Origin of the sequence: Streptomyces sp. BB1-1-1 (assembly GCF_031597775.1) — a bacterium.
In the GTDB taxonomy this organism is placed as follows: domain Bacteria; phylum Actinomycetota; class Actinomycetes; order Streptomycetales; family Streptomycetaceae; genus Streptomyces; species Streptomyces thinghirensis.
This window is the reverse complement of sequence record NZ_CP134203.1, coordinates 5196453-5222374: the sequence shown is the minus strand read 5'-3', so window position 1 is coordinate 5222374 and position 25922 is coordinate 5196453. Positions and strand designations below refer to the sequence as shown.

The 25922-nt window shown below is 71.5% G+C and carries 23 protein-coding genes, 1 tRNA gene and 1 riboswitch; of the genes, 7 read left to right on the top strand and 17 right to left on the bottom strand.

The annotated features are described in order from the left end of the window. The first annotated feature begins 85 nt into the window (after nt 1–85). The 3 genes from RI578_RS24080 (at nt 86) to RI578_RS24070 (ending at nt 3639) form a co-directional block, all read left to right on the top strand. A complete protein-coding gene (locus tag RI578_RS24080; RefSeq protein ID WP_310873013.1) occupies nt 86–1108 on the top strand; it encodes an SGNH/GDSL hydrolase family protein in 1023 nt (340 codons plus the stop codon). A gap of 217 nt (nt 1109–1325) precedes the next feature. Continuing rightward, nucleotides 1326–2546: an acetyl-CoA C-acetyltransferase gene (locus tag RI578_RS24075; protein WP_310873012.1), complete on the top strand. Its 1221-nt coding sequence runs from the start codon at nt 1326–1328 to the stop codon at nt 2544–2546. A 292-nt stretch (nt 2547–2838) separates the two neighbouring features. Continuing rightward, nucleotides 2839–3639 (top strand): hypothetical protein, encoded by an 801-nt coding sequence (locus RI578_RS24070; RefSeq protein ID WP_310873011.1) that lies wholly within the window; start codon nt 2839–2841, stop codon nt 3637–3639. Nucleotides 3640–3672: 33 nt separating this feature from the next. On the opposite strand, the gene RI578_RS24065 is transcribed toward RI578_RS24070, so the two are convergent. Further along, on the bottom strand, nt 3673–3984 hold the full coding sequence (locus RI578_RS24065) for a hypothetical protein (protein WP_310873010.1): 312 nt from the start codon (nt 3982–3984) through the stop codon (nt 3673–3675). Nucleotides 3985–4087: 103 nt separating this feature from the next. On the opposite strand from RI578_RS24065, the gene RI578_RS24060 reads away from it, so the two are divergent. Continuing rightward, nucleotides 4088–4318, top strand: a complete 231-nt coding sequence (locus RI578_RS24060) for a DUF4287 domain-containing protein (RefSeq protein ID WP_055417294.1) — start codon at nt 4088–4090, stop codon at nt 4316–4318. Between the two features lie 82 nt (nt 4319–4400). On the opposite strand, the gene RI578_RS24055 is transcribed toward RI578_RS24060, so the two are convergent. From RI578_RS24055 to RI578_RS24045, 3 genes are all read right to left on the bottom strand, one after another. Further along, complete coding sequence (locus RI578_RS24055) at nt 4401–5321, bottom strand: Bax inhibitor-1/YccA family protein (protein WP_310873009.1); 921 nt, start codon at nt 5319–5321, stop codon at nt 4401–4403. Nucleotides 5322–5491: 170 nt separating this feature from the next. After that, nucleotides 5492–6667, bottom strand: a complete 1176-nt coding sequence (locus RI578_RS24050; protein WP_310873008.1) for a 4-hydroxybenzoate 3-monooxygenase — start codon at nt 6665–6667, stop codon at nt 5492–5494. Between the two features lie 175 nt (nt 6668–6842). After that, nucleotides 6843–6926, bottom strand: a tRNA-Leu gene (locus tag RI578_RS24045). Between the two features lie 405 nt (nt 6927–7331). Between RI578_RS24045 and RI578_RS24040 the strand changes: the two genes are divergently transcribed. Next, nucleotides 7332–8102, top strand: a complete 771-nt coding sequence (locus RI578_RS24040; protein WP_121747456.1) for an ABC transporter ATP-binding protein — start codon at nt 7332–7334, stop codon at nt 8100–8102. Between the two features lie 74 nt (nt 8103–8176). Beyond that, nucleotides 8177–10705, top strand: coding sequence for an ABC transporter permease (locus RI578_RS24035; protein WP_310873007.1), 2529 nt, complete (start codon nt 8177–8179; stop codon nt 10703–10705). Between the two features lie 63 nt (nt 10706–10768). On the opposite strand, the gene RI578_RS24030 is transcribed toward RI578_RS24035, so the two are convergent. The 13 genes from RI578_RS24030 to RI578_RS23970 all read right to left on the bottom strand — a co-directional run bounded on the left by RI578_RS24030 (nt 10769) and on the right by RI578_RS23970 (nt 25630). Continuing rightward, on the bottom strand, nt 10769–12070 hold the full coding sequence (locus tag RI578_RS24030) for a cyclopropane-fatty-acyl-phospholipid synthase family protein (protein ID WP_310873006.1): 1302 nt from the start codon (nt 12068–12070) through the stop codon (nt 10769–10771). A gap of 222 nt (nt 12071–12292) precedes the next feature. Next, complete coding sequence (locus RI578_RS24025) at nt 12293–13711, bottom strand: NAD(P)/FAD-dependent oxidoreductase (protein WP_310873005.1); 1419 nt, start codon at nt 13709–13711, stop codon at nt 12293–12295. 432 nt (nt 13712–14143) lie between these two features. After that, nucleotides 14144–15109 (bottom strand): Ppx/GppA phosphatase family protein, encoded by a 966-nt coding sequence (locus tag RI578_RS24020; protein ID WP_310873004.1) that lies wholly within the window; start codon nt 15107–15109, stop codon nt 14144–14146. After that, nucleotides 15106–15645, bottom strand: a complete 540-nt coding sequence (locus RI578_RS24015; protein ID WP_310873003.1) for a DUF501 domain-containing protein — start codon at nt 15643–15645, stop codon at nt 15106–15108. The genes RI578_RS24020 and RI578_RS24015 overlap by 4 nt, the downstream gene beginning before the upstream one ends. 69 nt (nt 15646–15714) lie before the next feature. Next, nucleotides 15715–16197 (bottom strand): septum formation initiator family protein, encoded by a 483-nt coding sequence (locus tag RI578_RS24010; RefSeq protein WP_310873002.1) that lies wholly within the window; start codon nt 16195–16197, stop codon nt 15715–15717. A gap of 101 nt (nt 16198–16298) precedes the next feature. After that, nucleotides 16299–17579 (bottom strand): phosphopyruvate hydratase, encoded by a 1281-nt coding sequence (gene eno / locus RI578_RS24005; protein ID WP_121747804.1) that lies wholly within the window; start codon nt 17577–17579, stop codon nt 16299–16301. Between the two features lie 256 nt (nt 17580–17835). Then, nucleotides 17836–18558 (bottom strand): transglycosylase family protein, encoded by a 723-nt coding sequence (locus RI578_RS24000; protein ID WP_310873001.1) that lies wholly within the window; start codon nt 18556–18558, stop codon nt 17836–17838. A gap of 3 nt (nt 18559–18561) precedes the next feature. Further along, nucleotides 18562–18728, bottom strand: a riboswitch (cyclic di-AMP (ydaO/yuaA leader). Nucleotides 18729–18910: 182 nt separating this feature from the next. Further along, nucleotides 18911–19927, bottom strand: a complete 1017-nt coding sequence (locus RI578_RS23995; protein WP_310873000.1) for a transglycosylase family protein — start codon at nt 19925–19927, stop codon at nt 18911–18913. Nucleotides 19928–20070: 143 nt separating this feature from the next. Then, the gene (locus RI578_RS23990) at nt 20071–21378 is read right to left on the bottom strand and encodes a cytochrome P450 (RefSeq protein WP_310872999.1); all 1308 of its coding nucleotides are present in this window, start codon (nt 21376–21378) and stop codon (nt 20071–20073) included. A gap of 147 nt (nt 21379–21525) precedes the next feature. After that, complete coding sequence (locus RI578_RS23985) at nt 21526–22521, bottom strand: nucleoside triphosphate pyrophosphohydrolase (RefSeq protein WP_310872998.1); 996 nt, start codon at nt 22519–22521, stop codon at nt 21526–21528. A 75-nt stretch (nt 22522–22596) separates the two neighbouring features. Beyond that, entirely contained in the window at nt 22597–23244 is a 648-nt protein-coding gene (locus tag RI578_RS23980; RefSeq protein ID WP_310872997.1) for a SurA N-terminal domain-containing protein, read from the bottom strand. A gap of 146 nt (nt 23245–23390) precedes the next feature. Then, nucleotides 23391–24881: a serine/threonine protein kinase PkaE gene (gene pkaE / locus RI578_RS23975; RefSeq protein ID WP_310875845.1), complete on the bottom strand. Its 1491-nt coding sequence runs from the start codon at nt 24879–24881 to the stop codon at nt 23391–23393. A 38-nt stretch (nt 24882–24919) separates the two neighbouring features. Next, the gene (locus RI578_RS23970) at nt 24920–25630 is read right to left on the bottom strand and encodes a hypothetical protein (RefSeq protein WP_310872996.1); all 711 of its coding nucleotides are present in this window, start codon (nt 25628–25630) and stop codon (nt 24920–24922) included. 99 nt (nt 25631–25729) lie between these two features. On the opposite strand from RI578_RS23970, the gene RI578_RS23965 reads away from it, so the two are divergent. Further along, a complete protein-coding gene (locus RI578_RS23965) occupies nt 25730–25870 on the top strand; it encodes a hypothetical protein (protein ID WP_310872995.1) in 141 nt (46 codons plus the stop codon). Nucleotides 25871–25922 lie beyond the last annotated feature (52 nt).

Here is a 25922-nt window from a genome sequence, read left to right as displayed (position 1 = left end):
GGTCGTTCACTCCCCGTTGAGATTGGGCGACCGTCCGTACGGGGCAAGCACTGGGTGTACGGGTTGGAGGAGGTGGCGGCGACGTATGACGAGCATGTCGAGGGCGAGGGTGGCCCGGCGGATCGCGGCCGGCGCGGCGTACGGCGGCGGCGGCATCGGGCTGGCCGGTGCTGCCACGGTCGGACTGCTGCTGGCGGAGGTGCAGCTGGCCAGGCGCCGGGTGGGCATCGGCACACCGGACCGGGTGCCGAACGCACAGGGGCTGTACGGCGGCATCTCACCGATGGCGGGTGAGCCGCCTCTGCGGCTGATGATGCTGGGCGACTCCACGGCCGCCGGGCAGGGCGTGCACCGGGCCGGGCAGACGCCGGGCGCGCTGCTGGCGTCGGGGCTGGCGGCGGTGGCGGAGCGGCCGGTGGAACTGGGGTCGGTCGCGGCACCCGGGGCCTGCTCGGACGACCTGGACCGGCAGGTGGCGCTGGTGCTCGCGGATCCGGGCCGGGTGCCCGACATCTGCGTGATCATGATCGGCGCGAACGACGTCACGCACCGCATGCCCGCGACCCGCTCGGTCCGGCACCTGTCGGGGGCGGTACGGCGGCTGCGTACGGCCGGTGCGGAGGTGGTGGTCGGCACCTGCCCGGATCTGGGCACGATCGAGCGGGTGCGGCAGCCGCTGCGCTGGCTGGCCCGGCGGACCTCGCGGCAGTTGGCGGCGGCGCAGACGATCGGTGTGGTGGAGCAGGGCGGGCGCACGGTTTCACTGGGTGATCTGCTGGGCCCGGAGTTCGCGCAGAACCCGCGGGAGCTGTTCGGCCCCGACAACTACCACCCCTCCGCCGAGGGGTACGCCACGGCCGCGATGGCGGTACTGCCGTCGGTGTGCGCCGCGCTCGGCCTGTGGCCGGCCGAGGAGGAGCGTCCCGACGCGCTGCGCCGCGAGGGCTTCCTGCCGGTGGCGCGTGCGGCGGCGGAGGCCGCGTCGGAGGCGGGTACGGAGGTCGCCGCGGCGATGCCCACGGGGCCGCGGGGGCCCTGGGCGCTGCTCAAGCGCCGGCGGCGGCGCCGGGTGGCGGAGGCGGAGCCCACCAGCCCGTCCGGCGTTTGAGGACGAGGCCGTTCAGGCCGAAGCGGGGTCTGGGGGCGCAGCCCCCAGGGGCGCCCGCCCTGGGTTGCAGCACGCGGGGCCGCTCAACCGCCGGAGGCAAAAGCAAGCGCTTAGAAAGTTGCGGTCCATGTCACACGCCCAGACCCGTGACCCAGGCCATACGTCCGGGTAACTTCCCAACCAGCCGCCTCATCCCCGCGACGCCACTGGAGCCGTGATGCCCGAAGCCGTGATCGTCTCAGCCACCCGCTCCCCCATCGGCCGCGCCTTCAAGGGCTCCCTCAAGGACCTGCGCCCCGACGACCTCGCCGCCACGATCATCCAGGCCGCGCTCGCCAAGGTCCCCGAGCTGGACCCCAGGGACATCGACGACCTGATGCTCGGCTGCGGCCTGCCCGGCGGCGAGCAGGGCAACAACCTCGGCCGGATCGTCGCCGTCGAGATGGGCATGGACCACCTGCCCGGCTGCACCGTCACCCGGTACTGCTCCTCGTCCCTGCAGACCTCCCGCATGGCCCTGCACGCCATCAAGGCCGGCGAGGGCGACGTCTTCATCTCGGCCGGTGTCGAGATGGTCTCCCGGTTCGCCAAGGGCAACTCCGACAGCCTGCCGGACACCCGGAACCCGCTGTTCGCCGAGGCCGAGGCCCGTACCGCGGAGGTCGCCCAGCAGGAGGGCACCACCTGGCACGACCCGCGCGAGGACGGCCTCGTCCCCGACCCGTACATCGCGATGGGGCAGACCGCCGAGAACCTGGCGCGCGCCAAGGGGATCACGCGGCAGGACATGGACGAGTTCGGCGTCCGCTCGCAGAACCTCGCCGAGGAAGCCATCAAGAACGGCTTCTGGGAGCGCGAGATCACCCCGGTGACCCTCCCCGACGGCACGGTCGTCTCCAAGGACGACGGCCCCCGCGCCGGCGTCACCCTGGAGGGCGTCCAGGGCCTCAAGCCCGTCTTCCGCCCCGACGGCCTGGTCACCGCCGGCAACTGCTGCCCGCTCAACGACGGCGCCGCCGCCCTCGTGATCATGAGCGACACCAAGGCCCGCGAGCTGGGCCTGACCCCGCTCGCCCGCATCGTCTCCACCGGTGTCTCCGGCCTCTCCCCCGAGATCATGGGCCTGGGTCCGGTCGAGGCGAGCAAGCAGGCGCTGTCCCGCGCCGGGCTGACCATCGACGACATCGACCTGGTCGAGATCAACGAGGCGTTCGCCGCGCAGGTCATCCCCTCCTACCGCGACCTCGGCATCCCGCTGGAGAAGCTGAACGTCAACGGCGGCGCCATCGCCGTCGGCCACCCCTTCGGCATGACCGGCGCCCGCATCACCGGCACCCTGATCAACTCCCTCCAGACGCACGACAAGCAGTTCGGCCTGGAGACCATGTGCGTCGGCGGCGGCCAGGGCATGGCCATGGTCATCGAGCGCCTGAGCTGACCGACACGCCGCTGCTGAAAGACGGTCAGTGGCGCCTGGGAGACCCAGCGTGACACCGCGGCCCGGAACCCCGCTCACCCCAGGGTTCTGGGCCGTTTTGTGACTCAATCTCCCCCAGGATGTGACCTACCTCTCCCTGCACCTAGATTTACGCAGGTCAGACCAGCCCCACCCCTACCTTCCGGGCCCAAAGTCCTGTCCGTTTCGTGACGTTACGCACTGACAGGCGGTTAGTCCTCCCTTCAAGCTGATGTAGGAAGTCGGGGGTCGACTTTGAACCGGGAGTACGTCAGTGAGCGCCATGCCGATCGCCCTGCTGCTCACCACGGCCGCCACCGGCGCCGTGGGCGTCGCCGTCCTGCGCAGCATTCTGGTGCTGCGCCGGCAGGTGGCGGCGCTGCGCACCGAGCTGGCCGAGAGCCGGGCCGCCGCCACGCGTGGCCGCGTGCCCGCGGCACGCACCACCGCCGACGCCGAGGAGATACGCGCCGCCGTCGCGGAGGCACTCGCCGAGGAGCGTGAGCGCGAGCTCGCCGAGGCGCGGGCCTTCTGGGCCGCCCAGGAGTCCCGGGACGCCTCCGACGCGCCCCTGCTGCTCGGCCTGTCCGACAGTGAGCTGTTCCTGCCCCGCCAGGCCGATTTCGTGGGCTTGGAGGCCGTGGTCGAGCCGGGCGCGGACGCCGACGAACCGACCGCGAAGGACGCGGGCCCCAGGGAGTCCGCCGAGCTGGCCGCCGCCCGCCGCCGGCACCCCTCGCACCCGGACTTCGTGCCGAACCCGTCGCCCGCCGTGGGCGATCACGAGCGCACCGTCGCCACTCTCGAGGAGCTGGCCGAGTCGAGCGTGGCGCTGGCGGACGTCCGCCCGGGCCCGCTGGGCACGCTCGACGTGTACGTCTTCGCGGACGGCACCACGCTGTGCATGACCCCGGGCCACCGCGAGACCGCGGAGCGCCTGGCCGCCGCGCTGGGCGCGGGCAAGACGCCCTACCTCCTCGGCGGCTCGGGGATCTCCGGCGCCTACACGCTGACCTTCGCCTGCGGCGAGGAGAACGTGTACATCCTGGCGGACCGCGTCATCGCGTCCCTCTAATACCCCGCGCCCCCACGTGGCCCGCCCGGGGCGTCAGACCCCGGCCCGCTTGCGGGCCTCCTCCACCAGCCCCACCGCCTCCTCCACCTGGCCCTCGTCGCTCAGCACGAGGGCCAAGTCGTGGGCGGCGACGGCGATCTGGTCGGCGGCGGCGAACATCCCCGCGTCCGGCATCACCCGCGGCTCCGTCCCCGGTTCCTCCACGAGCTGGGCGCGCCGGGCCAGCTCCCTGGCCAGCTCCAGCGCCTCGGCGGCGGCCCCGCGTTGCAGTCTGCTCTGCGGGGCGGCCCGCAACCGGTCGGCGAAGTCGTCCACGGCACGGGTCAAAGGCGTCGTATCAACCACGGCGCGAGCGTACGCGCCCCTCCGGGACTGTTGCCAACGGGCGAACGCTCAGGCACGGTGACCTGAAGGACCGGCTTACAACCCCTTTCGTCCGGAGGCGCCGATGTCCCAAGTCTTCTCCGAGGAGACCCATCGCAACATGCTCGCCCGCATCCCCCACTGCACCGGTCGTGAGATCTCCGACTGGCTGCGCACCGTCGAGGACGGCCCCTCCCTCTTCCGCTTCGAGGAGAAGGTCAGCTGGCTCCGTCACGAACACGACCTCGCGTACGGCCACGCGAAGGCGATCATCCACGAGTACGACCTGAGAAGGGCCGCGCGCAAGCTGCGCTGAGCGCGCGCCGCCGTCACGACGACGAAGGGCCCCGGGCACAAGCCCGGGGCCCTTCCTCACCAGCGGCTACGCGTTCTCGCCGCTAATCGCTGCTGTTCAGGATCGCGATCAGCCGCAGGAACTCCAGGTACAGCCACACCAGCGTCAGCGTGAGGCCGAAGGCGGCGAGCCAGGCCTCCTCGCGCGGGGCGCCGTAGGCCAGGCCGTCCTCGACCTGCTTGAAGTCCATGGCCAGGAAGCACGCGCCGAGGATGATGCCGACGATGCCGAAGACGACACCGAGCGTGCCGCTGCGGAAGCCGAGGCCGTCACCGCCACCGAAGACGGCGAACATCAGGTTCACCATCATCAGGAAGACGAAGCCGAGCGCGGCCGCCATCACGAAGCCGTAGAAGCGGCGGTTGACGCGGATCCAGCCGGCCTTGTACGCGATCAGCACACCGGCGAAGACCGCCATCGTGCCGATCACGGCCTGCATGGCCGCGCCGTCCGCGATGCGGTTGTCGACGACGCTGGAGATGACGCCGAGGAAGACACCCTCGAACGCCGCGTAGGTCAGGATCAGCGCCGGCGAGGCCTTGCGCTTGAAGGACTGCACGAGCGCCAGGACCATGCCGATCACCGCGGCACCGATACCGAAGCCGATGGAACGGCCGATGTTGGCGTCGTCCACGGGCAGCAGCGCCCACGCGAGCGCGGCCGTCACCACGAGCACACCGAGCGTGCTCGCCGTCCGGATGACGACGTCGTCCATCGTCATCCGGCCGGCGGTGACCGGCGCCTGCGGCGGCGCGCCGTACTGCTGGTCCTGCTGGGCGTACGGGTTCTGCGCGTAGGGGTTGCCGGCGGGCTGGGCGTACGGGGTGCCCTGCGTGCCCTGCGCGTACGGGTTGCCCTGGGTGGCGACGGCGGGGCCCCCGGCCTGCGGCGCGGCGTTGAAGCCCGCGTAGCCGTTGTCGCGGCTGAACCCCCGTCGCGAGAAGACCGGGTTTCTGCTCCTCATTTCACTCCTCCATGGCCACACGACGCAGCCTTGGCTCAAGAGTAATGGAACGGCAAAGGAATGACCCTACTGCTTGGGGAGGATCTTTCCCTGCTCCTGGCGGACAACACGCTACGCGGATCGGTGATTCCCCTCACCAGCGGGGGCGTGGCGCGCGGCCGGGTGCCCGTTCACCCGATCGGGAAACCGGTGTACGCCTCGGCGAGGTCGGTCTCGGCGGCGCGGGAGGAGGCGATCCGGTCGAGGCGGGCCAGCTGGAGCCGGTTCTCGAAGGGGGTCGCGTCGGGGGCGGGGTGCAGGAGGGTCGTCATGTCGTACGAGAACCGCTCGGCCTGCCAGACGCGGCGCAGGCAGGTCGCGGAGTAGGCGTCGAGGAGTTCGTCGGAGCCGGTCCCGGTCCGGTGGGCCAGCGCCCGCGCGAAGGTGACGACGTCCCCGACGGCGAGGTTGAGGCCCTTGGCGCCGGTGGGCGGCACGATGTGCGCGGCGTCACCGGCCAGGAAGAGGCGGCCGTGCCGCATGGGCTCGTGGACGTAGGAGCGCATGGGGGTGACCGACTTCTGGGTGATCGGGCCCCGGTTCAGGACCCAGTCGTCGTCGGTCTCGAAGCGGCGTTCCAGCTCGGCCCAGATATCCTCGTCGCTCCAGCTCTCGGCGTCCGTGTCCGCGGGCACCTGGAGGTAGAGCCGGGAGACGGACGGGGAGCGCATGGAGAGCAGGGCGAAGCCGCGGTCGTGGCGGGCGTAGACCAGCTCGTCGTGCGAGGGGGCGACGTCGGCGAGGATGCCGAGCCAGCCGAAGGGGTACGTCCGTTCGAAGGTGCGGCCCAGGCCGGCCGGGACCGCCGCCCGGGCCACGCCCCAGAAGCCGTCGCAGCCGACGACGTAGTCGCACTCCAGGACGTCCTCGGCGCCCCCCTGGCGGAAGCGGATGCGCGGACGGTCGGTCTCGGCGCCCTCCACGGCCAGCGCCTCGGCCTCGAACAGCAGTGGGCCGCCCTCCTTGAGCTGGAGGGCGATGAGGTCCTTGCAGACCTCGGTCTGCGCGTAGACCATGACGGACCTGCCGCCGGTGAGCGCGGGGAAGTCCACGCGGTGGCGCCGTTTCGCGAACCGCAGCTCGATGCCGTCGTGGGGCAGCCCCTCGCGGTCCATCCGCTCCCCCGCCCCGGCCGCGCGCAGGACGTCCACGGTGCCCTGCTCCAGGATTCCGGCGCGCTGCCGCCGCTCGACGTAGGCGCGGTCGCGGCTCTCCAGGACGACCGAGTCGATACCGGCGTTGTGGAGCAGCCGGGCGAGGAGGAGTCCGGCGGGGCCGGCCCCGATGATGCCGACGGTCGTGCGCATCGGTCGTTCCCTTCGATTGGCGTCGTTGCCGCGAGGATGTTCGCTGGTGTTCACACAGGGCGAGTGTTCGCGTAGTGAAAAATCCTTCACCGATTGCTGGGAGGAGTTTCCGGCCGTGCGCACGCCGCTGTCAACGGTTCGAGGGGAAGTTCCGGAGGATCGACGGCGTCGGAAGTGCCCGGAGCCGGACTTGAACCGGCACGCCCCCGAGGGGGCAGCGAGGTTTAAGCTCGCCGTGTCTGCATTCCACCATCCGGGCAGGCCATGGGCTCCGCGTCGAGTGCCCCGAGCCTATCGGGACGCGCCCCTCGAACAGCGGGCGGGCGGACCGATGTTGTCTTATTTTATTGACGCCTGATAGGGCATCAGCTCCGGGGGCAGGCCGTCCACACCCGCCAACACCCTTGCGTGCGTCGGTCGGCCACGCATGCGGAATGACGGAATTTCACCGTCTCTACAAGGACGCCCGCCCCGTTCTCGCGCCGACGGCGCCGCGGCGGGCCCGTCGGGGTCGCCCGTCATCCGCAGGTATGACACCGGCCCGCGCCGTCCGACCGAAGTCGCCCCTCGAAACCGGAACAGCGGCTGACTACACGGCGCCGCGCGGCCGGAAGGATGGAGAACGTCCCCGAGCACACGCCGTACCGACAGGAGCGCCCTTCCCGTGACCACCGCACCCATCGCCGACCGGTCCACCGCCGTGGCCGCACGCGCCACGGAGCTTTCCAAGATCTACGGCCAGGGCGAGACCCAGGTGGTCGCCCTGGACCGGGTCTCCGTCGACTTCCGGCAGGCCGAGTTCACCGCGATCATGGGCCCCTCCGGCTCCGGCAAGTCCACGCTGATGCACTGCGTCGCCGGCCTGGACACCTTCTCCTCCGGCTCGGTGCGCATCGGCGACACGGAACTGGGCTCCCTGAAGGACAAGCAGCTGACCAAGCTGCGCCGGGACAAGATCGGCTTCATCTTCCAGGCGTTCAACCTGCTGCCGACGCTGACCGCGCTGGAGAACATCACCCTCCCGATGGACATCGCGGGCCGCAAGCCGGACAAGCAGTGGCTGGACTCCGTGATCCGGATGATCGGGCTGTCCGACCGGCTCGGCCACCGTCCCTCCCAGCTCTCCGGCGGCCAGCAGCAGCGGGTTGCCGTGGCCCGGGCGCTGGCCTCGCGGCCGGAGATCATCTTCGGTGACGAGCCGACCGGAAACCTCGACTCCCGCTCGGGCGCCGAGGTGCTGGGCTTCCTGCGCAACTCGGTGCGGGAGCTGGGGCAGACCGTGGTGATGGTGACCCACGACCCGGTGGCCGCCGCCTACGCGGACCGGGTGGTCTTCCTCGCGGACGGACGCATCGTCGACGAGGTGTACGGGCCTACGGCCGACTCGGTGCTGGACCGCATGAAGCAGTTCGACGCCAAGGGCCGCACCAGCTGACCCGACCCCAGGCCGCCCGGCCCCCGGCCCGCCCTCGCCCCTGACTCGCCCGTAACCTCCGACAGAGAAGACCCATGTTCCGTACCGCCTTGCGCAACGTATTCGCGCACAAGGCCAGGCTGTTGATGACCGTGCTCGCCGTGATGCTCGGCGTGGCGTTCGTGTCGGGCACCCTGGTCTTCACCAACACCATCTCCGACGCCCTGCAGAACAGCTCCGCCAAGGGCTTCGACCAGGTCGACGTCGCCGTGACCACCGAGTACCAGGAGGCGAGGGGCGACAAGGTCGGCGAGGCCCCCGAGCTGACCGACGCCCTCCTCGACGACAGCGCGAAGGTGCCCGGCGCGGCCTCCGCCATCGGCGTGGTGACCGGGTTCACCGCCGTCGCCGACAAGGACGGCGACCTGATCGGCGACGGCTGGAGCACGCAGGGCGGCAACTACTGGGGCGCGAAGGACCCCCGGTACCCGCTGACCGACGGACACGCCCCGAAGGGCGCGGGCGAGATCCTCATCGACTCCAAGACCGCCGAGCGCACCGGCTACGGCGTCGGTGACACCGTGCGGATGTCCGTGGACGGCCCGGTCATCACCCCGAAGGTCGTCGGCGTCTTCACCACCGACGACGGCAACGTCGCGGCCGGCGGCAGCCTCACCCTGTTCGACACGGCGACCGCGCAGCAGCTGTTCGGCAAGGCGGGCACGTACGACGAGATCGACGTCAAGGCGAAGGCCGGCGTCACCCAGGCCGCGCTGAAGGCGGAGCTGGACAAGGCGCTGCCGAAGGACCTCGTCGAGACCACCACCGGCAAGGAACTGGCCGACGACCAGGCGGAGATGATCGCCTCGTCGATGAGCGGCATGAAGCAGGGTCTGCTGGTCTTCGCCGGCATCGCGCTGTTCGTCGGTACGTTCATCATCGCCAACACCTTCACGATGCTGGTCGCCCAGCGCACCAAGGAGCTGGCCCTGATGCGGGCGGTCGGCGCCTCCCGCCGGCAGGTCACGCGGTCGGTGCTGATCGAGGCGTTCGTGGTCGGCGTCGTCGCCGCGGTGACCGGCCTGCTCGCGGGCATCGGCATCGGGGCCGGGATGCGCTCCCTGATGGGCTCGATGGGCGCGGTCGTGCCCGACGGCCCGCTGGTGGTCTCGCCCGGCACGATCGTCGCGGCCCTCGCGGTCGGCGTCCTGGTCACCATGCTGGCGGCGTGGCTGCCCGGCCGCCGGGCGGCGAAGATCCCGCCGGTCGCGGCGATGAGCAGCGTGCACGCCAAGGCCACGACGAAGTCGCTGGTGCTGCGCAACACGCTGGGCGCGCTGGTCTCGGCCGCCGGTGTCGCGGTCGTCCTCGCGGCGACGACGATGAGCGGCTCCGACGGGCAGGCCCCGATGGGCCTGGGCGCGGTGCTGCTGATCATCGGCGTGTTCATCCTGACGCCGCTGCTCTCCCGCCCGCTGATCGCCGCCGCGGCTCCGGTGCTGCGCGTGTTCGGCGTCTCGGGCAAGCTCGCCCGGCAGAACTCGGTGCGCAACCCGCGCCGCACCGCCGCCACCGCCTCCGCGCTGATGATCGGCCTCACCCTGATCACCGGCATGACGGTGATGGCCGGCAGCCTGCAGAAGTCGATCGACAAGATGGCGTCGGCGTCCATCGAGGCCGACTACGTGGTCTCCATGGCCAACGGCAACCACCTCGACCCGGACGTCGCCGAGAAGCTCGGCAGGGCCGACGGGATCACCGCCATCAGCCCGCTGCGCAACGCGGAGTCCCGCATCGACGGGGAGACCGAGTACCTCACCGGCGTCAACGGCTCCACGATCGGCGAGCTGACCGACCTGAAGGTCGAGCAGGGCGCCTTCGAGGTCGGCGGCACCAAGGTCGTCGTGGACGCCGACACCGCCGAGGACCACGGCTGGAAGGCCGGCTCCGCCTTCACCGCCGCCTACGAGGACGGCGAGAAGCAGCGGCTGGAGGTCGCCGGGGTCTACGAGGGCAACGAGATGATCCGCGGCATCATGGTCGACCTGCCCACCGTCGCCCCGCACCAGTCCGACCCGGTCGACATGCAGGTGATGGTGAAGATGTCCGACGGGGCCTCGTCGGCCGCGAAGGACAGTCTGACGCAGGCGTTGGACACCAACCCGGCGATCAAGATCCAGGACAAGAAGGACATCTCCAACGAGATCGCGAAGATGTTCACGCTGATGCTGAACATGCTCTACGGCCTGCTGGCCATGGCGGTGATCGTGGCCGTCCTCGGTGTCATCAACACCCTGGCCATGTCGGTCTTCGAGCGCTCCCAGGAGATCGGGATGCTGCGGGCGATCGGCCTGGACCGCAAGGGCATCAAGCGGATGGTCCGCCTGGAGTCCCTGGTGATCTCCCTGTTCGGCGGGGTGCTCGGCATCGGCCTGGGCGTGTTCTTCGGCTGGGCCGCCGGTGAGCTGATGGGCACGACGATGGCGACGTACGAACTGGTCCTGCCGTGGGGCCGGATGGGCGTCTTCCTGCTGCTGGCCGCCGTGGTGGGCGTTCTGGCCGCGCTGTGGCCGGCCCGCAGGGCGGCCCGCCTGAACATGCTCGACGCCATCAAGGCCGAGTAGCCGGTACGTGTGGACAGGGCCCCGTTCCGTAAGGAGCGGGGCCCTTCGCCGTGTGCTCGGAGGTCAGTTCCAGGTGCGGGCGCGCAGCGGCATCCCGGAGCCGCCCGGCTCGGGGGTCTTCACGGCGAGGACCTGGTTGACGCCGATGCGGTTGCGCTCGAAGGCGAGCGCCGAGGCGGCCATGTACAGCTGCCAGACCCGGGCGCGGCCGGGACTGACCAGCCGTGTGGCCGCCGCCCAGTCGGACTCCAGGTTGGCGACCCAGCGGCGCAGGGTGAGGGCGTAGTGCTCCCGGATCGACTCCACGTCGCGCACCTCGAACCCGGCGCGCTCCAGCTGGGTGACGGTGGTGCCGACCGGGGCCAGTTCGCCGTCGGGGAAGACGTAGGCGTCGATGAACTCGTCCACGTTGTAGGCGGACTCGTCGCGCCGGGGGCGGCGGGCGATCTGGTGGTTCAGCAGCCGTCCGCCCGGCTTGAGGAGCCTGAACAGGTCGGCGGCGTACTCCAGATACCGCTCGGCGCCGACGTGCTCGGCCATACCGATGGACGAGATGGCGTCGTACGGCCCGTCCGCGACGTCCCGGTAGTCCTGGACGCGGATCTCCACCCGGTCGGTGAGCCCCTCGTCGGCGACGCGCTTGCGGGCGAACGCGGCCTGCTCCTGGGAGAGCGTGACGCCGACGACGCTCACGCCGTGCTCGCGGGCCGCGTGGATCGCCATGGAACCCCAGCCGCAGCCGACGTCGAGAAGGCGCTGACCGGGGGTCAGCCCGAGCTTGCGGCTGACCAGTTCGAGCTTGTCGCGCTGGGCGTCCTCCAGGGTGCCGCCCTCGGCGGGAGGGGCCGGCCAGTAGGCGCAGGAGTAGACCATGGACGGGCCGAGGACCAGCTCGTAGAAGTCGTTGCCGACGTCGTAGTGGTGGCTGATGGCGCGTCTGTCGCTGCGCTTGGTGTGCAGGTGGCCGCGGGCCCGGCGGACCTCCTCCGGCGGCGGGGCGGGCGGCAGCGGCGGCCCGGCGAGCCTGACCAGGCCGCGTACGGCGACCCGGACCTCGGGGTCGCGGAGCGCCTCGGCGAGGCCGCGGGCGTCCTCGTCGCGCTCCCAGAGCAGACCGGCGAGGAGTCCGAGGGCGGTGTAGAGGTCGCCGTCCACGTCGAGGTCCCCGGCCACCCAGGCCCGGGCCAGGCCCAGTTCGCCCGGCTTGAACAGCAGGCGGCGCAGGGCCCTGCGGTTGCGGACGACGAGGGTCGGCGCGCCCGGCGGACCCGCCTGCGAACCGTCCCAGGCGCGGATGCGCACCGGGAGTGGTGCTCCCAGCAACTGTTCGAAGAGGTTCTGCAGCCGCAGCGCGGCGTCAGCCATGGCGTACCTCCGTGACGAGCGATCCCGGAATGTCCAACACCACGTAAACACCTGGGAGCCCGCCGTACAGTCCCCGGCGCGCGTTACGACTGAGCAAAATGCCTGTACACACCACGAGGTTTTTTCGCCCTGTCGGCGCAGCGCGAAGGGGCCGCCCGCACCACGGATGGCGGACGGCCCACTTCGACGAGCTACTGCGCTACTGCGGGAGGCGGCCGGAGGTCAGGAGGCCTTGGCCTTCTCCTCGGTCTTCTCCGACTTCGCGTTCCGCCCGCCCTTGTCGGCGGACTTCGGCGCGGCGGCCGGCGCCGGCTTGGCGGCCTCGTAGAACTCCTCGCGCGGGGTCTCCATCGCGCCGAGGGAGACGACCTCGCGCTTGAGGAACATGCCGAGCGTCCAGTCCGCGAAGACGCGGATCTTCCGGTTGAAGGTCGGCATCGCCATGCCGTGGTAGCCCCGGTGCATGTACCAGGCGAGGCGACCCTTGAGCTTGATCTTCATCTTGCCCATGACGATCATCGCCACGCCCTTGTGCAGGCCGAGGCCCGCCACCGCGCCCTTGTTGGCGTGGCTGTAGTCCTTCTGCGGGAAACCCCGCATACCGGAGATCACGTTGTCGCCGAGGACCTTGGCCTGGCGCAGCGCGTGCTGGGCGTTCGGCGGGCACCAGGCGTTCTCGTTGCCCGCCTTGCGGCCGACGAGGTCCGGCACCTGGGCGTTGTCGCCCGCGGCCCAGATGTAGTCGGTGCCCTTGACCTGGAGGGTCGGCTCGCAGTCGACGTGACCGCGGGGACCCAGCGGCAGGCCGAAGCGGGACAGCGCCGGGTTCGGCTTGACGCCGGCCGTCCAGACGATCGTGCTGGAGTCGACCTCGAGGCCGTTCTTCAGCACCACGTGGCCGTCGACGCAGGAGTCCATGGAGGTGGACAGGTAGACCTCGACGCCGCGGCCCTCGAGGTGCTCCTTGCCGTACTGGCCGAGCTTCGGACCGACCTCGGGGAGGATCTTGTCGGCGGCGTCCACGAGGACGAAACGCATGTCCTCGCGGGAGACGTTCTTGTAGTACTTGGCCGCGTCGCGCGCCATGTCCTCGACCTCACCGATGGTCTCCGCGCCGGCGAAACCGCCGCCGATGAAGACGAAGGTGAGCGCCTTGCGGCGGATCTCCTCGTCGGTGGTGGAGTCGGCCTTGTCGAGCTGCTCCAGGACGTGGTTGCGCAGGCCGATGGACTCCTCGATGCCCTTCATGCCGATGCCCTGCTCGGCGAGGCCGGGGATCGGGAAGGTGCGGGAGACCGCGCCCATGGCGATGACCAGGTAGTCGAAGGGCAGCTCGTACGCCTCGCCCACGAGGGGGGCGATCGTGGCGACCTTGCGGTCCTGGTCGATGGTGGTGACCCGGCCGGTGAGGACCTCCGCCTTCGGAAGCACGCGCCGCAGGGGGACGACGACGTGCCGCGGGGAGATGTTGCCGGCGGCGGCTTCGGGGAGGAAGGGCTGGTAGGTCATGTACGACCGCGGGTCGACGACGGTGACGGTCGCCTCGCCGTAACGCATCTTCTTCTGGATGCGTCGAGCTGCGTACAGGCCTACGTACCCACCGCCTACTACGAGGATCCTGGGACGCTCCGTGGTGCTCATGCCATCGAGTATCCACCCGCCCGAGGGGGGTGGTTCGTGCGCCCCTTCACAAGCTTCGGTGGAGGCTGTGCTACCATCCGCGACCCACGTGACGGAGATCATGGCGGAGAGTGGAACCAGCGTGTAGTGCACCCCGTTGTCAATGCCGCGTGAGCTGCTCCTCCGTACCTCCGGGGACGGTGGACCACCCTCCTGGAGCGCCTCCCCGGGACCCCTTCGAAGCACCGTCCTGAACACGTTCAAAGGGCAGTTGAACCCCCAAAAGGGTCAACCGACGCGCTTTCGTCGTCCGACAGGGCCCAATTCCTTGTGAAGAACTTCACGAAGTTTCCCGACGGGATGTCACCGAGGGGCCCCGAAGGACCCCTCGACGCGCGCTCAACCGTCGTCCGTCCTGCTCAGACCGCGACCGCGGACGCCTCCGCCCGCCCGCTACGCCACCGACCACGCGATGCCGTCGAGGATGTCGTGCTCGCTCACGACGACCTCCTCCGCGCCCGTCCGCTCCATGATCGAGAGCAGGACCAGCGCTCCCGCTCCGATCACGTCGACGCGGCCCGGATGCATGGAGGGAACGGCCGCGCGCTCGGCGTGGGTGGAGCGCAGCAGCCAGTCGGTGATCTCCCGGACCCGGTCGCGCGAGACCCGGGAGTGGTGGATGGCGGCCGAGTCGTACTCCGGCAGCTCCTGCGCGATCGCCGACACCGTGGTCACCGAGCCGGCCAGCCCGACCAGCGTCCGCGCCTCGCGCAGCGGCACCGTCTCCTCGGCGAGGTCCAGCGCCGCCTCGATGTCCGCCCGCATCGCCGCGACCTGCGCCTCGGTGGGCGGGTCGGTCACGGCGCCGTCGCGCACCAGGTGCCGCTCGGTCAGCCGCACACAGCCGACGTCCACCGAGCGGGCCGCGCGCACGTGGTCGTCCCCGACGACGAACTCGGTCGAGCCGCCGCCGATGTCGACGACCAGGTAGGGCTTGTCGAGGTGGTCGCGGCCCGCCAGCTCCTTGGTGGCGCCGGTGAAGGAGAACTCCGCCTCCTGGTCGCCCGAGATGACCTCCGGCTCCACGCCGAGGATGTCCAGCACCCCGCGCACGAAGACGTCCCGGTTCTCCGCGTCCCGGGAGGCGGAGGTCGCCACGAAGCGCAGCCGCTCGGCGCCGTGCTCCTTGATCACCTCGGCGTACTCGCGGCAGGCGGCGAAGGTCCGCTCCAGCGCCTCGGGCGCCAGCCGCCCGGTGCGGTCGACGCCCTGGCCGAGCCGCACGATGGTCATGCGGCGGTCGAGGTCGGTCAGCTCGCCGGTCGAGCCCGCGCCGGAGGCGCTGTCGGACACAGTGGCGTCGGCGACGAGCAGCCGGATGGAGTTCGTACCGCAGTCGACGGCGGCGACACGGGTCACTTGGCGTCCTCCCCACAGGTCCCGCCGAGCGTCACGCACGGCCCCTTGCGCCACCACTCGGGCAGCATCGCGATCGCCTCGTCGCCCAGCGGGTTGACGCCGGGACCGGCCGCCAGCGAGTGGGCGACCAGGACGTGCAGGCACTTCACGCGGTCCGGCATGCCGCCCGCGCTCGGGAAGCCGGCCAGCTCCTCGATCTCGTCCCGCCGCCGGATGTAGTCCTCGTGCGCGGCGCGGTAGGCGGCGGCCAGCTCCGGGTCGGTGGCCAGGCGCTCGGTCATCTCCTTCATCACGCCGTTCGCCTCCAGCGTGCCGATCGCGGAGGCCGCCTTCGGGCACGTCAGGTAGTACAGCGTGGGGAAGGGCGTGCCGTCGGGCAGCCGGGGCGCCGTCTCCACGACGTCCGGGTGTCCGCACGGACAGCGGTGCGCGATGGCGCGCAGGCCGCGCGGAGGGCGGCCGAGCTGCTGCTTGAAGGCCTCGACGTCCGCGTCGGTGGGCTCGGTGCGCGGGGTGGTCGGCGGGGGAGTCTGCATGACTGTCTTCTGCTGGTCTTCCTGTTGAGTCACTGCCGGCACTGGTGGCTCACTGCCGGGGTGGCCGGTTCACGGCCGGCGGGCGGCGGCGTCGGCCTTGTCGACCCCGTCCCAGACGTTCCGGTACCAGGGGCGGTCGGCGGCGCCGCCCTCGGCGCGGGCCTGCTCGGCCGCGTCCGGGTCGACGACGACGAACCCCGTCTCCCCCGGCATCACGTAGTGCAGCCGCAGCCGGATCTGCTGCTCGGCGTAGGCGTCGTCCTGCCAGCGTGCCTTCAGGTCGCGCAGGTCCTCGACCCGGTCGCGGGTCTCCTGCCGCTCCCGCTGGAGATCGGCGATCTCGGCGCGCTGGGCGACGTACTGCCGTATCGGGTAGGCGAGCGCCACGACGAGCGAGCAGAGCACCATCGCCAGCAGCGCGGCCCGGCCGGTCAGCCGGGAGCGACGGGCCTGGCGCTTGGTCTGCGAGCGGTAGACCCGGGCCGCGGTCTGCTCCCCGATGATCCGGATCCTGGTCGCGGTGGAGAAACGGTCCCGGTCCTTCACCGCCATGTCTGTCCCCGCCTTCAGTCCACACGTGCGTACGTCCCCGCACACGGTACGGGACCGAGTACGGGGACGTACGTACGACGCTGCCTACCGAGGGGTGGCGCTCAGCCCTTGAAGCGCGGGAAAGCGCTGCGGCCGGCGTACACCGCGGCGTCGTCGAGGATCTCCTCGATGCGCAGCAGCTGGTTGTACTTGGCGACGCGCTCGGAGCGGGCCGGGGCGCCGGTCTTGATCTGGCCGCAGTTGGTGGCGACGGCCAGGTCGGCGATGGTGACGTCCTCGGTCTCGCCGGAGCGGTGGGACATCATGCACTTGAAGCCGTTGCGCTGGGCCAGCTCCACGGCGTCCAGGGTCTCGGTCAGCGAGCCGATCTGGTTGACCTTGACCAGCAGGGCGTTGGCGGCGTTCTCGTCGATACCGCGGGCCAGGCGCTCCGGGTTGGTGACGAACAGGTCGTCGCCGACGATCTGGACCTTGTCGCCGAGCTTGTCGGTGAGGACCTTCCAGCCGTCCCAGTCGTCCTCGAACAGCGGGTCCTCGATGGAGACCAGCGGGTACGCCTCGACCAGCTCGGCGTAGTACTCGGTCATCTCGGCGGCGGAGCGGGTCTTGCCCTCGAAGGTGTAGGAGCCGTCCTTGTAGAACTCGGACGCGGCCACGTCGAGCGCGAGGGCGATCTGCTCGCCGGGGGTGTAGCCGGCTTCCTTGATGGCCTCGAGGATGAGGTCGAGGGCCTCCCGGTTGGAGCCGAGGTTCGGGGCGAAGCCGCCCTCGTCGCCGAGGCCGGTGGCCAGGCCCTTGCTCTTCAGGACCTTCTTCAGCGTGTGGTAGACCTCGGCGCCCCAGCGCAGGGCCTCGGAGAAGGACTCCGCGCCGATCGGGGCGATCATGAACTCCTGGATGTCCACGTTCGAGTCGGCGTGCGACCCGCCGTTCAGGATGTTCATCATCGGCACCGGCAGCAGGTGCGCGTTCGGGCCGCCCAGGTAGCGGAAGAGCGGCAGGTCGCTGGCCTCGGAGGCGGCGTGCGCGACGGCCAGCGAGACACCGAGGATGGCGTTGGCGCCCAGCGAGCCCTTGTTGTCGGTGGCGTCCAGGTCGAACATGGCCTGGTCGATCAGGCGCTGCTCGGTGGCGTCGTAGCCGACCAGCTCCGGGCCGATCTGCTCGATGACGGCGAGGACGGCCTTCTCGACGCCCTTGCCCAGGTAACGGCCCGCATCGCCGTCACGGAGTTCGATGGCCTCGAAGGCACCGGTGGAGGCGCCGGACGGGACGGCGGCACGACCCGTGCTGCCGTCGTCGAGGCCGACCTCGACCTCGACCGTGGGGTTGCCTCGGGAGTCCAGGATTTCCCGGGCTACGACGACGTCGATGGACGGCACGAGCATCTCCTTCTTCAATGTGACGCTTCGGTGTGACGCGCGGGTCCACAGGACCGCAGCGGCTCTGCGGGACCGAGCCTAACCGGCTCCGGGCGATCGGCCAGCCGATCGCCCACCCGCTGGACAGAACCGAGAGTAAATTGTTTCCGAACGGAACAAAGACGTTCCCGGAAACCGGGGCGGGATCGGGGCGTGAAAAACCCGTCCCGGTGCGTACGGGGGAACACGCACCGGGACGGGAGCAGGGGGCCGCTGCTTACTTCAGGTGCAGCTGCTGGCCCGGGTAGATCAGGTCGGCGTCGTCGACGATGTCGTCGTTCAGCTTGAACACCTTGGCCCAGCCGCCCTTGACGTCGTGCTCCTCGGCGATCGAGCTGAGGGTGTCGCCCTTGACGACCTTGTACTCGCCGTCGCCCTTCTCGACCTTCTTGCCGGTCGGGGTGGTGACGGTCTTCTTCTCGGCCGGCTTCTCGGCCTTCGGCTCGGCGGCCGGGCGCTCGTCGGAGCGGGAGGCCTTCTGCTCGGCGGAACGGTCGGCGGTGGAGCCGCCGCTCTCGCTCTGCGAGGAGCCGCTGTCCTGGCTCTCGGCGCCGCCACCGGTGTACGCGGCGCTCGACAGGCCGGTGCCGCAGACCGGCCAGGCACCCTTGCCCTGGCCCGCGAGCACCTTCTCGGCGATCTCGATCTGCTGCGCCTTGCTGGCCTGGTCGGCGGTGGCGGCGTACTGCGTGCCGCCGTAGCCGGCCCAGGTGGAGGCGGAGAACTGCAGACCGCCGTAGTAACCGTTGCCGGTGTTGATGGACCAGTTGCCGCCGGACTCGCACTGGGCGACGGTGTCCCACTCGGACGCGGTGGCGGCGGAGGCGTTGCCGGCCGCCATCAGCGGGGCGGCGACGGCGGCACCGGTGACGCCGGCGACGGCGATGACACGGGTGGCCTTGGACGGACGGCGGTGCTTGCCCTTGCCGGAAAACAGCATGGTTGATCCCCTCACCGACGCCTGCGAGGTGAGCTGTCGGGTTCGGGCCGGTTGAGTTGCCCGGCCGGGTTCCTCGCGGAACTCGGCTCCACCCCTAGCCGCTCCGGCTCAACTGCCCGGTGCGGCACTTACCTTGGGTCCCCCGCTCCTGCCTTCGGCGCTTGCGCGACGACTGTTCCCGGACGGCCGCTGGCAGGATTCGGCGTTGCGGCAGCCGGGGCCCGCGATGGCGAGCGGTCATGACCGTAGACACGCGCTCCGCGGATTTTCAAAGACGATCACGGCTTCTGAGACCTATCTCTCACGTGATCCAAAACGGACATACAGTCTCGAACCATGACGCGAACTGCCCCTACTTTTCGCCCGATTCGCCCGTGACCGTGAGCGTCTGACCGGGCAGGATGTGGTCCGGGTCGGTGCCGACGACCTGCTTGTTGCCGACGTAGAGCGAGCGCCACCCGCCGTCGAGCCCAAGGGAGTCGGCGATGCCCCAGAGGCTGTCGCCGGAACGGACGGTGTACGAGCCGTCCGCGACCTCTCGCACCTCGTCCTCACCGCGCGAGGCGTGCCGCCCCGACGACTCGCCCGCACGACCGTCCGCCGCGCCCTCGTCGGCGCTGTCGCCGCGATGCTTGCCCGCGCCGGAGTCCCCGGTGTCGGTGAGCGCCGAATCCCCGCCAGTCTGCCCCGCCTTGTCCCTTTCGCCGGTCTCCGGAGAGGCCGTGGGCGAAGCGTCGGCACCCTGGGAGCCGGCGCTGCCCGTGGGCTCGGCTTCAGGGGAAGTGTCGGACTTGGTCGAATCGTCCCCACTGTCCGACGTGGCGTCAGGGGTGGAGGGCGAAGACGGCGAAGGGGACGAAGAGGACGTCTCGGAGGTGGGCTCCGGCGACTCGGTCGTGCCGGACGGCTCGGGAGTGTCCGACGTCTCCGGCGCCGTCGGCTCCTCCGACGTGCCGTCACCCGTCGAACCGGTTCCGCTGTCCGTGGGCGCCGGGCCGTTGCCCATGCCCGCGAGCAGGGCGCAGGTCGGCCAGGCGGCGATCCCCTGGTCCGCGTGCAGCTTCTCGGCGACTCTTATCTGCTGGGAGCGACTGGCCTGGTCGGCGCTCGGCGCGTACTCGGTGCCGCCGTACCGCTCCCAGACGTCCTGGGAGAGCTGCAGGCCGCCGTAGTACCCGTTGCCGCTGTTCTGGCTCCAGGCGCCGCCTGTCTCGCACTCGGCGACGCGGTCCCAGTTCGCCCCGTCGGCCGCGTGGGCGCCGGTGGCGCCGAGAAGCGGGATCGCGATGGCGGAGCCGGTCACTCCGGCTGCGACGACCAGGGCGGGAGCCTGGCGGGGGCGGCGGTGACGACCGTTCCCGGAGAGCATGCGACGACCTTTCACGAGACAGCGGGGACCGCGCGGCGGGTGATGCTCGGCGCCACGCTGATTCGTGAACGTATAGGCAGATGATCGCTTGTCACAAGTTCATGCCGCGCAGATCACGTGAAGATCACAGAGTTGAGCGCGTGTCACTTTTGCGTCGGCGACGAACCGTTGCCCGCCGACGACGGGACGGGTGTGAACGACACGGGCAAGGTGCGCAGACCTCGCATGATGAGCCCGCCGCGCCAGCGCAGTTCGGCCGGGTCCGCGGCCAGGCGCAGGTCCGGGAAGCGGGTGAGCAGTGTGGCGAGGGCGGTCTGCCCCTCCAGGCGGGCGAGCGGGGCGCCGAGGCAGTAGTGGATGCCGTGGCCGTACCCGAGGTGCTGGCTGTCGCGGCGGGAGAGATCCAGGGTGTCCGGGTCCGCGAACCGCTCCGGGTCCCGGTCGGCGGCGGCGAGGACGACGAGGACGGGGTCGCCGGCCGCGATGTCCTGCCCGCCGATGGCGAGCGGCCGGGTGGCGAAGCGCCAGGTGGCCATCTCCACCGGGCCGTCGTAGCGCAGGAGTTCCTCGACGCCGGTCTCCAGCAGGGCGCGCTCGCCGGCGGCGAGGGACGTCTGCAGGCGGTCCCGTTGTCCGGGGTGGGTGAGCAGGGCGTACGCACCGTTGCCGATGAGGTTCACCGTGGTCTCGAAACCCGCGAAGAGCAGGATGAAGGCCATCGCCGCCGCCTCGTTCTCGGTGAGGTGCTCGCCGTGGTCGGAGGCGCGGATGAGCCCGGAGATGAGGTCCTCGCCGGGGCCGGGTTCGGGCGGCAGTGCCGCGCGCTTGCGGTGGATGAGGTCGGCGAGATAGCCCCGCATCTTCTTCACCGACCGCGCGACCCCGCCCCGGGGCCCGCCACCGTGACGGATCATCATGCCCGCCCAGTCCCGGAAGTCGTCCTGGTCCTCCCGGGGTACGCCGAGCAGGTCGCAGATGGCGTAGATGGGCAGCGGGAACGCGAACTCGTGGATCAGGTCGGCGCTGCCGGTGCCGGCGAAGCGGCCGATGAGGTCGTCGGCCAGCTCCTGCACCCGGGGCGCGAACTCGGCGACCCGGCGGGGTGTGAACGCCTTGCTGACCAGCCGCCGCAGCCTCGTGTGGTCCGGCGGGTCGATGTTCAGCAGGTGGGTCATCAGCTCGGCCTTCCGCTCCCCCGGAATGCCGGTCTTGCCCTTGGCGTGCGCGGGCTCGTCGTGGTGCGCCGGGTTCTTGGACAGCCGGGGGTCGGCGAGGGCCTGCTTGGCGTCGGCGTACCGGGTGACCAGCCAGGCCTCCACACCGCTGGGCAACCGCGTGCGGTGCACCGGGGCGTGCTCGCGCAGCCAGGCGTAGGCGGGGTAGGGGTCGCTCGCGAACTCCCAGGTGAAGAGCTCGGGGGCGGGACGGTCGGGCGTGGAGTGGTCGGTCACCCCTTGACCGTATCCGGGGAGCCGGCGGTGACCGGGACGGTGGCGGCCCTCCCCCCCCGGCGGTGATCAGGGCGGTGGTGGCCCTCCCCCTCGGCGGTGACCAGGACAGTGGCGGCCTTCCCCCGGCGGCGCCGGACGGCACCGGTCTCAGCCCCGGGCGGCCTCGACCTCCCTGATCGCGTCCCGGTACGCCCGGGCCGCCGCTCTCAGCGCGGCCTCCGGGTCCGTGCCCTCGGCCTCGGCGCGGGCCGCCAGGGACAGCAGTTCGTAGCCGATGCCCTCGCCGGCGGGCAGCGGGACGGACAGGTCCGCCGTGCGCACCCGGGAGGCGAGCTTGGCGGCGAGGGCGAGTCCCGGCTGGCCGAGGGGGACGCCTTCGGTGACCGAGGTGCGCTGCTTCTCGTCCGCCTTGGTGCGCAGCCAGTGCTCCCTGACCTCTTCGGGGGTGGACGCGGTCTCGTCGCCGAAGACGTGCGGGTGGCGGTGGATCAGTTTGGCGACGATGGTGCCGGCCACGTCGTCGACGGAGAACGGCGCGTCGGGGTCCTCCTCCGCGATGCGGGCGTGGAAGACGACCTGGAGGAGTACGTCGCCCAGTTCCTCGCGGAGTTCGTCGCGGTCGCCGTCCTCGATCGCCTCGACGAGTTCGTACGCCTCCTCGATGGCGTACTTGGCCAGGCCCTCGTGGGTGCGCTGCGAGGACCAGGGGCATTCGACGCGGATGCGGTCCATGACCTGGACGAGGTCGAGCAGGCGGGCGCCCGGCAGGTCGTAGGAGGCGGGGAGCAGCTCCAGGTCCGGCATGTGGACGCGGCCGGACCCGGCGAGGCGGGCCAGTCCGTCGGTGAGGGCGGGGTCGCCCTCACCGGTCGCCACGACCACCACGGTGCGGCCGCCGGCGCAGGCGGCGACCAGTTCCTCGGCGGTCGGGGCCGTCTCGTCGACCCGTATGCCCGCCTCGCGCAGGTACGGCAGCTGCGGGTGGGCGCCGTCGGCGCACAGGACGCGGTCGGCGGTGCGCAGGGCCTGCCAGGCGGGCCAGGACAGCAGGCCGGGGGCGACGCGGTGGCTGGTGGTGAGCAGGACGACGCGGCCGGGGTCGGGGGCGGTGCCGGGGGTGGTGTCGGCGGTGGTTGCGTTCACGATCAGAACGTAACGCACGCGGCCGACAGCCCCGTGAGTTGTCCACAGGGGCGGCGGAGCGCCCCCGCAGGACCGTTACGCCGTCTGTTGTGTCCGCGCCGCGGTGATCTCCCGCACCCACGGCACCTTGGTGTCGACGCGGCTGCTCTTCTGTACGTCCCAGGCGCCGTAGCGCGGGTTGAGGTCGACGTCGAGCTTCTCGGAGGCCTTGGCGAGGGCCTGCCAGAACTCGGGGCGGCTGGTGTCGGTGCCGAGGCTCTCGGCGAGCTTCTGGGCCTCCAGCTGGAGGCGGAGGTTGTCGTCGAGGCGCTCGGGCGGGACGCCGTACTGCTGCAGCCAGACGCTCTCCAGCTCCTTGGCGCCGCCCGCCTGCTCCTCCAGGCCGCCGCGCATCTCCTGCACTTCTCGGCGGCTGACGGTCACGTCCGCGTCCTGGGCGGCGCGGTGCAGGACCCGGTCGAGGACCATGCCGTGCAGGGTGTCGCGGGTGAGGGTGCCGGTGCGGGCGACGACCTGCTCGTACTGGGCGTCGTCGGGGACGGCGGCCCGCTGGGCGTCGCGCACCTCGTCGACGCGGTTCTCCAGCTGGGAGACGGTGATCCGCTGGTCGCCGACGACGGCCGCCGCTCCCGGATGCGCGTCGTTGCCGCAGGCGGTGAGCAGGGGCGCCGCCGCGGCGATCGCGGCGGTGAACAGGAGCGCGGTGCGACGGCGGCGGTGCAAGTGAACCTCCCGTTGGAGATTGTGCGACGGTGCACAAAGTCTTGCGATGATCGATGGTAGGCAGTGGCCCGGCTCTGGCCAACCCATTCGACCAACGATTCACCAGGACTTCGGGCACCGCCGCGCCCCGGCCGGGGTGGTGGCCGTCAGCCGCGTACCTGGCCGAGCCACTGGAGGGTGCGCCGGATCTCGGCCGCGAGCGGGTGGCCGGGGCCGTGCAGGCGTTCCACGTCGTGCAGCAGCCGGGCCAGCGTCTCGTGGGCGGCGGCGCGGTCGCCGAGGGCGAGGAGCAGGTGGCCGATGCGGCGGCGGACGTCGTGGGCGAGGTCGGGGTCGCCGGCGACGTACTGGTTCTCGTAGTACGGCAGCAGCGCGCGGTACTCAGTGAGGGCGGCCGCCGGTTCGCCGAGCTGTTCCAGGCACTGGGCGGCGTCGTAGCGGTGGCGCAGGGACTGCGGGTCGGCCTGGCCCGCCTCGGCGGCGCGTTCGTCGGCGAGGCGGCGCAGCTCGGGCAGGGCGCGCCGGTACTGGCCGTCGTCCATGAGGGTGGCGGCGTACTGCTTGCGCAGGGTGCGGACGACCGGGGAGCGTTCGCCGTGCTGTTCGGCGGCGGCGGGCAGGATCGCGCCGAGGATGTCGACGGCCTGGGTGATGCGGCCCTCGCCGAGGAGGCGCTTGACGTCGTCGACGGCGCGGGCGACGTCCGGCTTCTCGGCCTCGGCGGCGGGCGCCACGGGGGCCGGCTGGGGCGCGGGGGTGCGTGCGCGGTCGGGCCAGGGGGCGTGCGGGCGTACGAAGGGGCGGGTGGGGTCGAGGGGCCCGCCGGTGGGCATGCCGCGCGCGGGCAGCAGCAGCGCCAGGTGTTCGTAGACCTCCTGGGCGGAGGCGGGCCGGTGCTGCGGGTCCTTGGCGAGCAGGCGCAGGACCAGGGCTTCGAGCGCCTCGGGGACCTCGGGACGGATGCGGCGCACGGGCAGCGGCGGTTCGTACAGGTGCCGGTGGAGGACGCCGAGGGCGGTGGAGCCGGCGAACGGGACGTCGCCGCTGAGCAGTTCGTGCAGGAGTACGCCGAGTGCGTAGAGGTCGGTGTACGGGCCGACCGCGCCGCCCATCGCCTGCTCCGGCGCCATGTAGGCGGGCGAGCCTATGGGGGTGCCGGTGTGGGTGAGGCGGGTGGTGTCGGCGTCCATGACGGAGGCGACGCCGAGGTCGAGGACGGTGACGGTGCCGTCCTGCTTGACCATCACGTTGCGCGGCTTGAGGTCGCGGTGGACGATCGGCACGGCGTGCACGGCGCTCAGTACGGCGCACAGCTGTGCGGCGACGGCGACCGCCCACTGCCAGGGGTACGGGTCGTGTTCGGCGAGGTGGTCGGAGAGGTCGGCGCCGTCGACGTACTGCATGACGAGGAACAGCTCCTCGCCCTCGCTGCCCGCGTCGTGCACGGTGACGAGGCCTGGGTGGTCGACCTGTGCGGTCACCCGGCACTCGCGCACGAACCGGCGGCGCAGTTCGTCGGCCTCCTGGCCGGCCACCTTGTCGGGGCGCAGCAGCTTCACGGCCACGCGCCGGTCGAGCCGCCGGTCGTACGCCGTCCAGACCTGGCCCATGCCGCCCTGGCCGATGAGGGTGGACAGCTCGTACCGGTCGGCGACGACACGTCCTGTCGCCACGGTCACCGTCCGCCCTCGTGGTTGCCGTTGCCGGTGCCGTTGCCGTCGTGCTTGCGCAGGTAGTCGCTGAGTTCGTCGAGCTCGGCGCGGACCTGGTCGATGCGGGCGGGGGCGGGGTGCTGGGGCGGCGGGGTGGGCGCGGGGCCCTGGGGCACGGGCGTCCGGGTCACCGGGGCCGGGGAGGCCGGGGCTTGCGGTATCGGCGTCCGGGGCGCCTGGAAGCCGGGGTGCGCGGGCCGCGGGGCCGGGGCGTGCGGGGGCTGCGGCGCCGGGGTGTGCGGGGGCTGCGGTACGAGCGTGGGCGCGTACGGTCCCGCGGGGTGCGTCTGACCGTAGTGCGCGGCGGGGGCCCCCGGCGGCGGCGCGTAGCCGGTGAACTGCCGCGGTGCGGCGTGCAGGCGTATGTCGACCACCAGGAAGTAGGCGCTGGCCGCCGCCCCGATCAGTATGAGCGCGGCCATGGCGACGTCCGTCCGGCGGTCGCCCTCCGGCAGCGAACCGACCACGGCGAGGCAGCCGATGGACGCCGGCAGGCTCAGCCAGGCCACGGCCCAGTCGAGCCCTCGGCCGCGCAGCACGGCGATCCGGAACAGCGGGACGCAGGCGAGCAGACCGCACGTCAGAAAGCCCGCGGCGGCGAACAGCACGCGCAGGGTGATGACGGTGGCCGCCCCGCGGGAGGGCGGCGGCCCGGCGGCGCTGTTGCCGTACATGACTGCTCCTGGACGATGATGCCGACGTGCCGGACGGGCGAACGGGCCGTTCGGCGTGAAAGTCCGAGCGTATAGGCCGGGGCCGACAGTGGTCCCCGGTTGTACCGAACCGTTGCCGTACCGATCACCACCTGGTCGTCGACCGGGTCATCGACCTGGTGCCACCGTGCCGTGAGCGAGAACGGCCTCGTCACCATCTACGACGCCGAGGGAGAGCTGCTCGGCAACGGCGAGTTCTGACCACCCGAGCCCCCACCACAGGCGCCCGCCACCGGCGCCCGTGCCCGGGTGA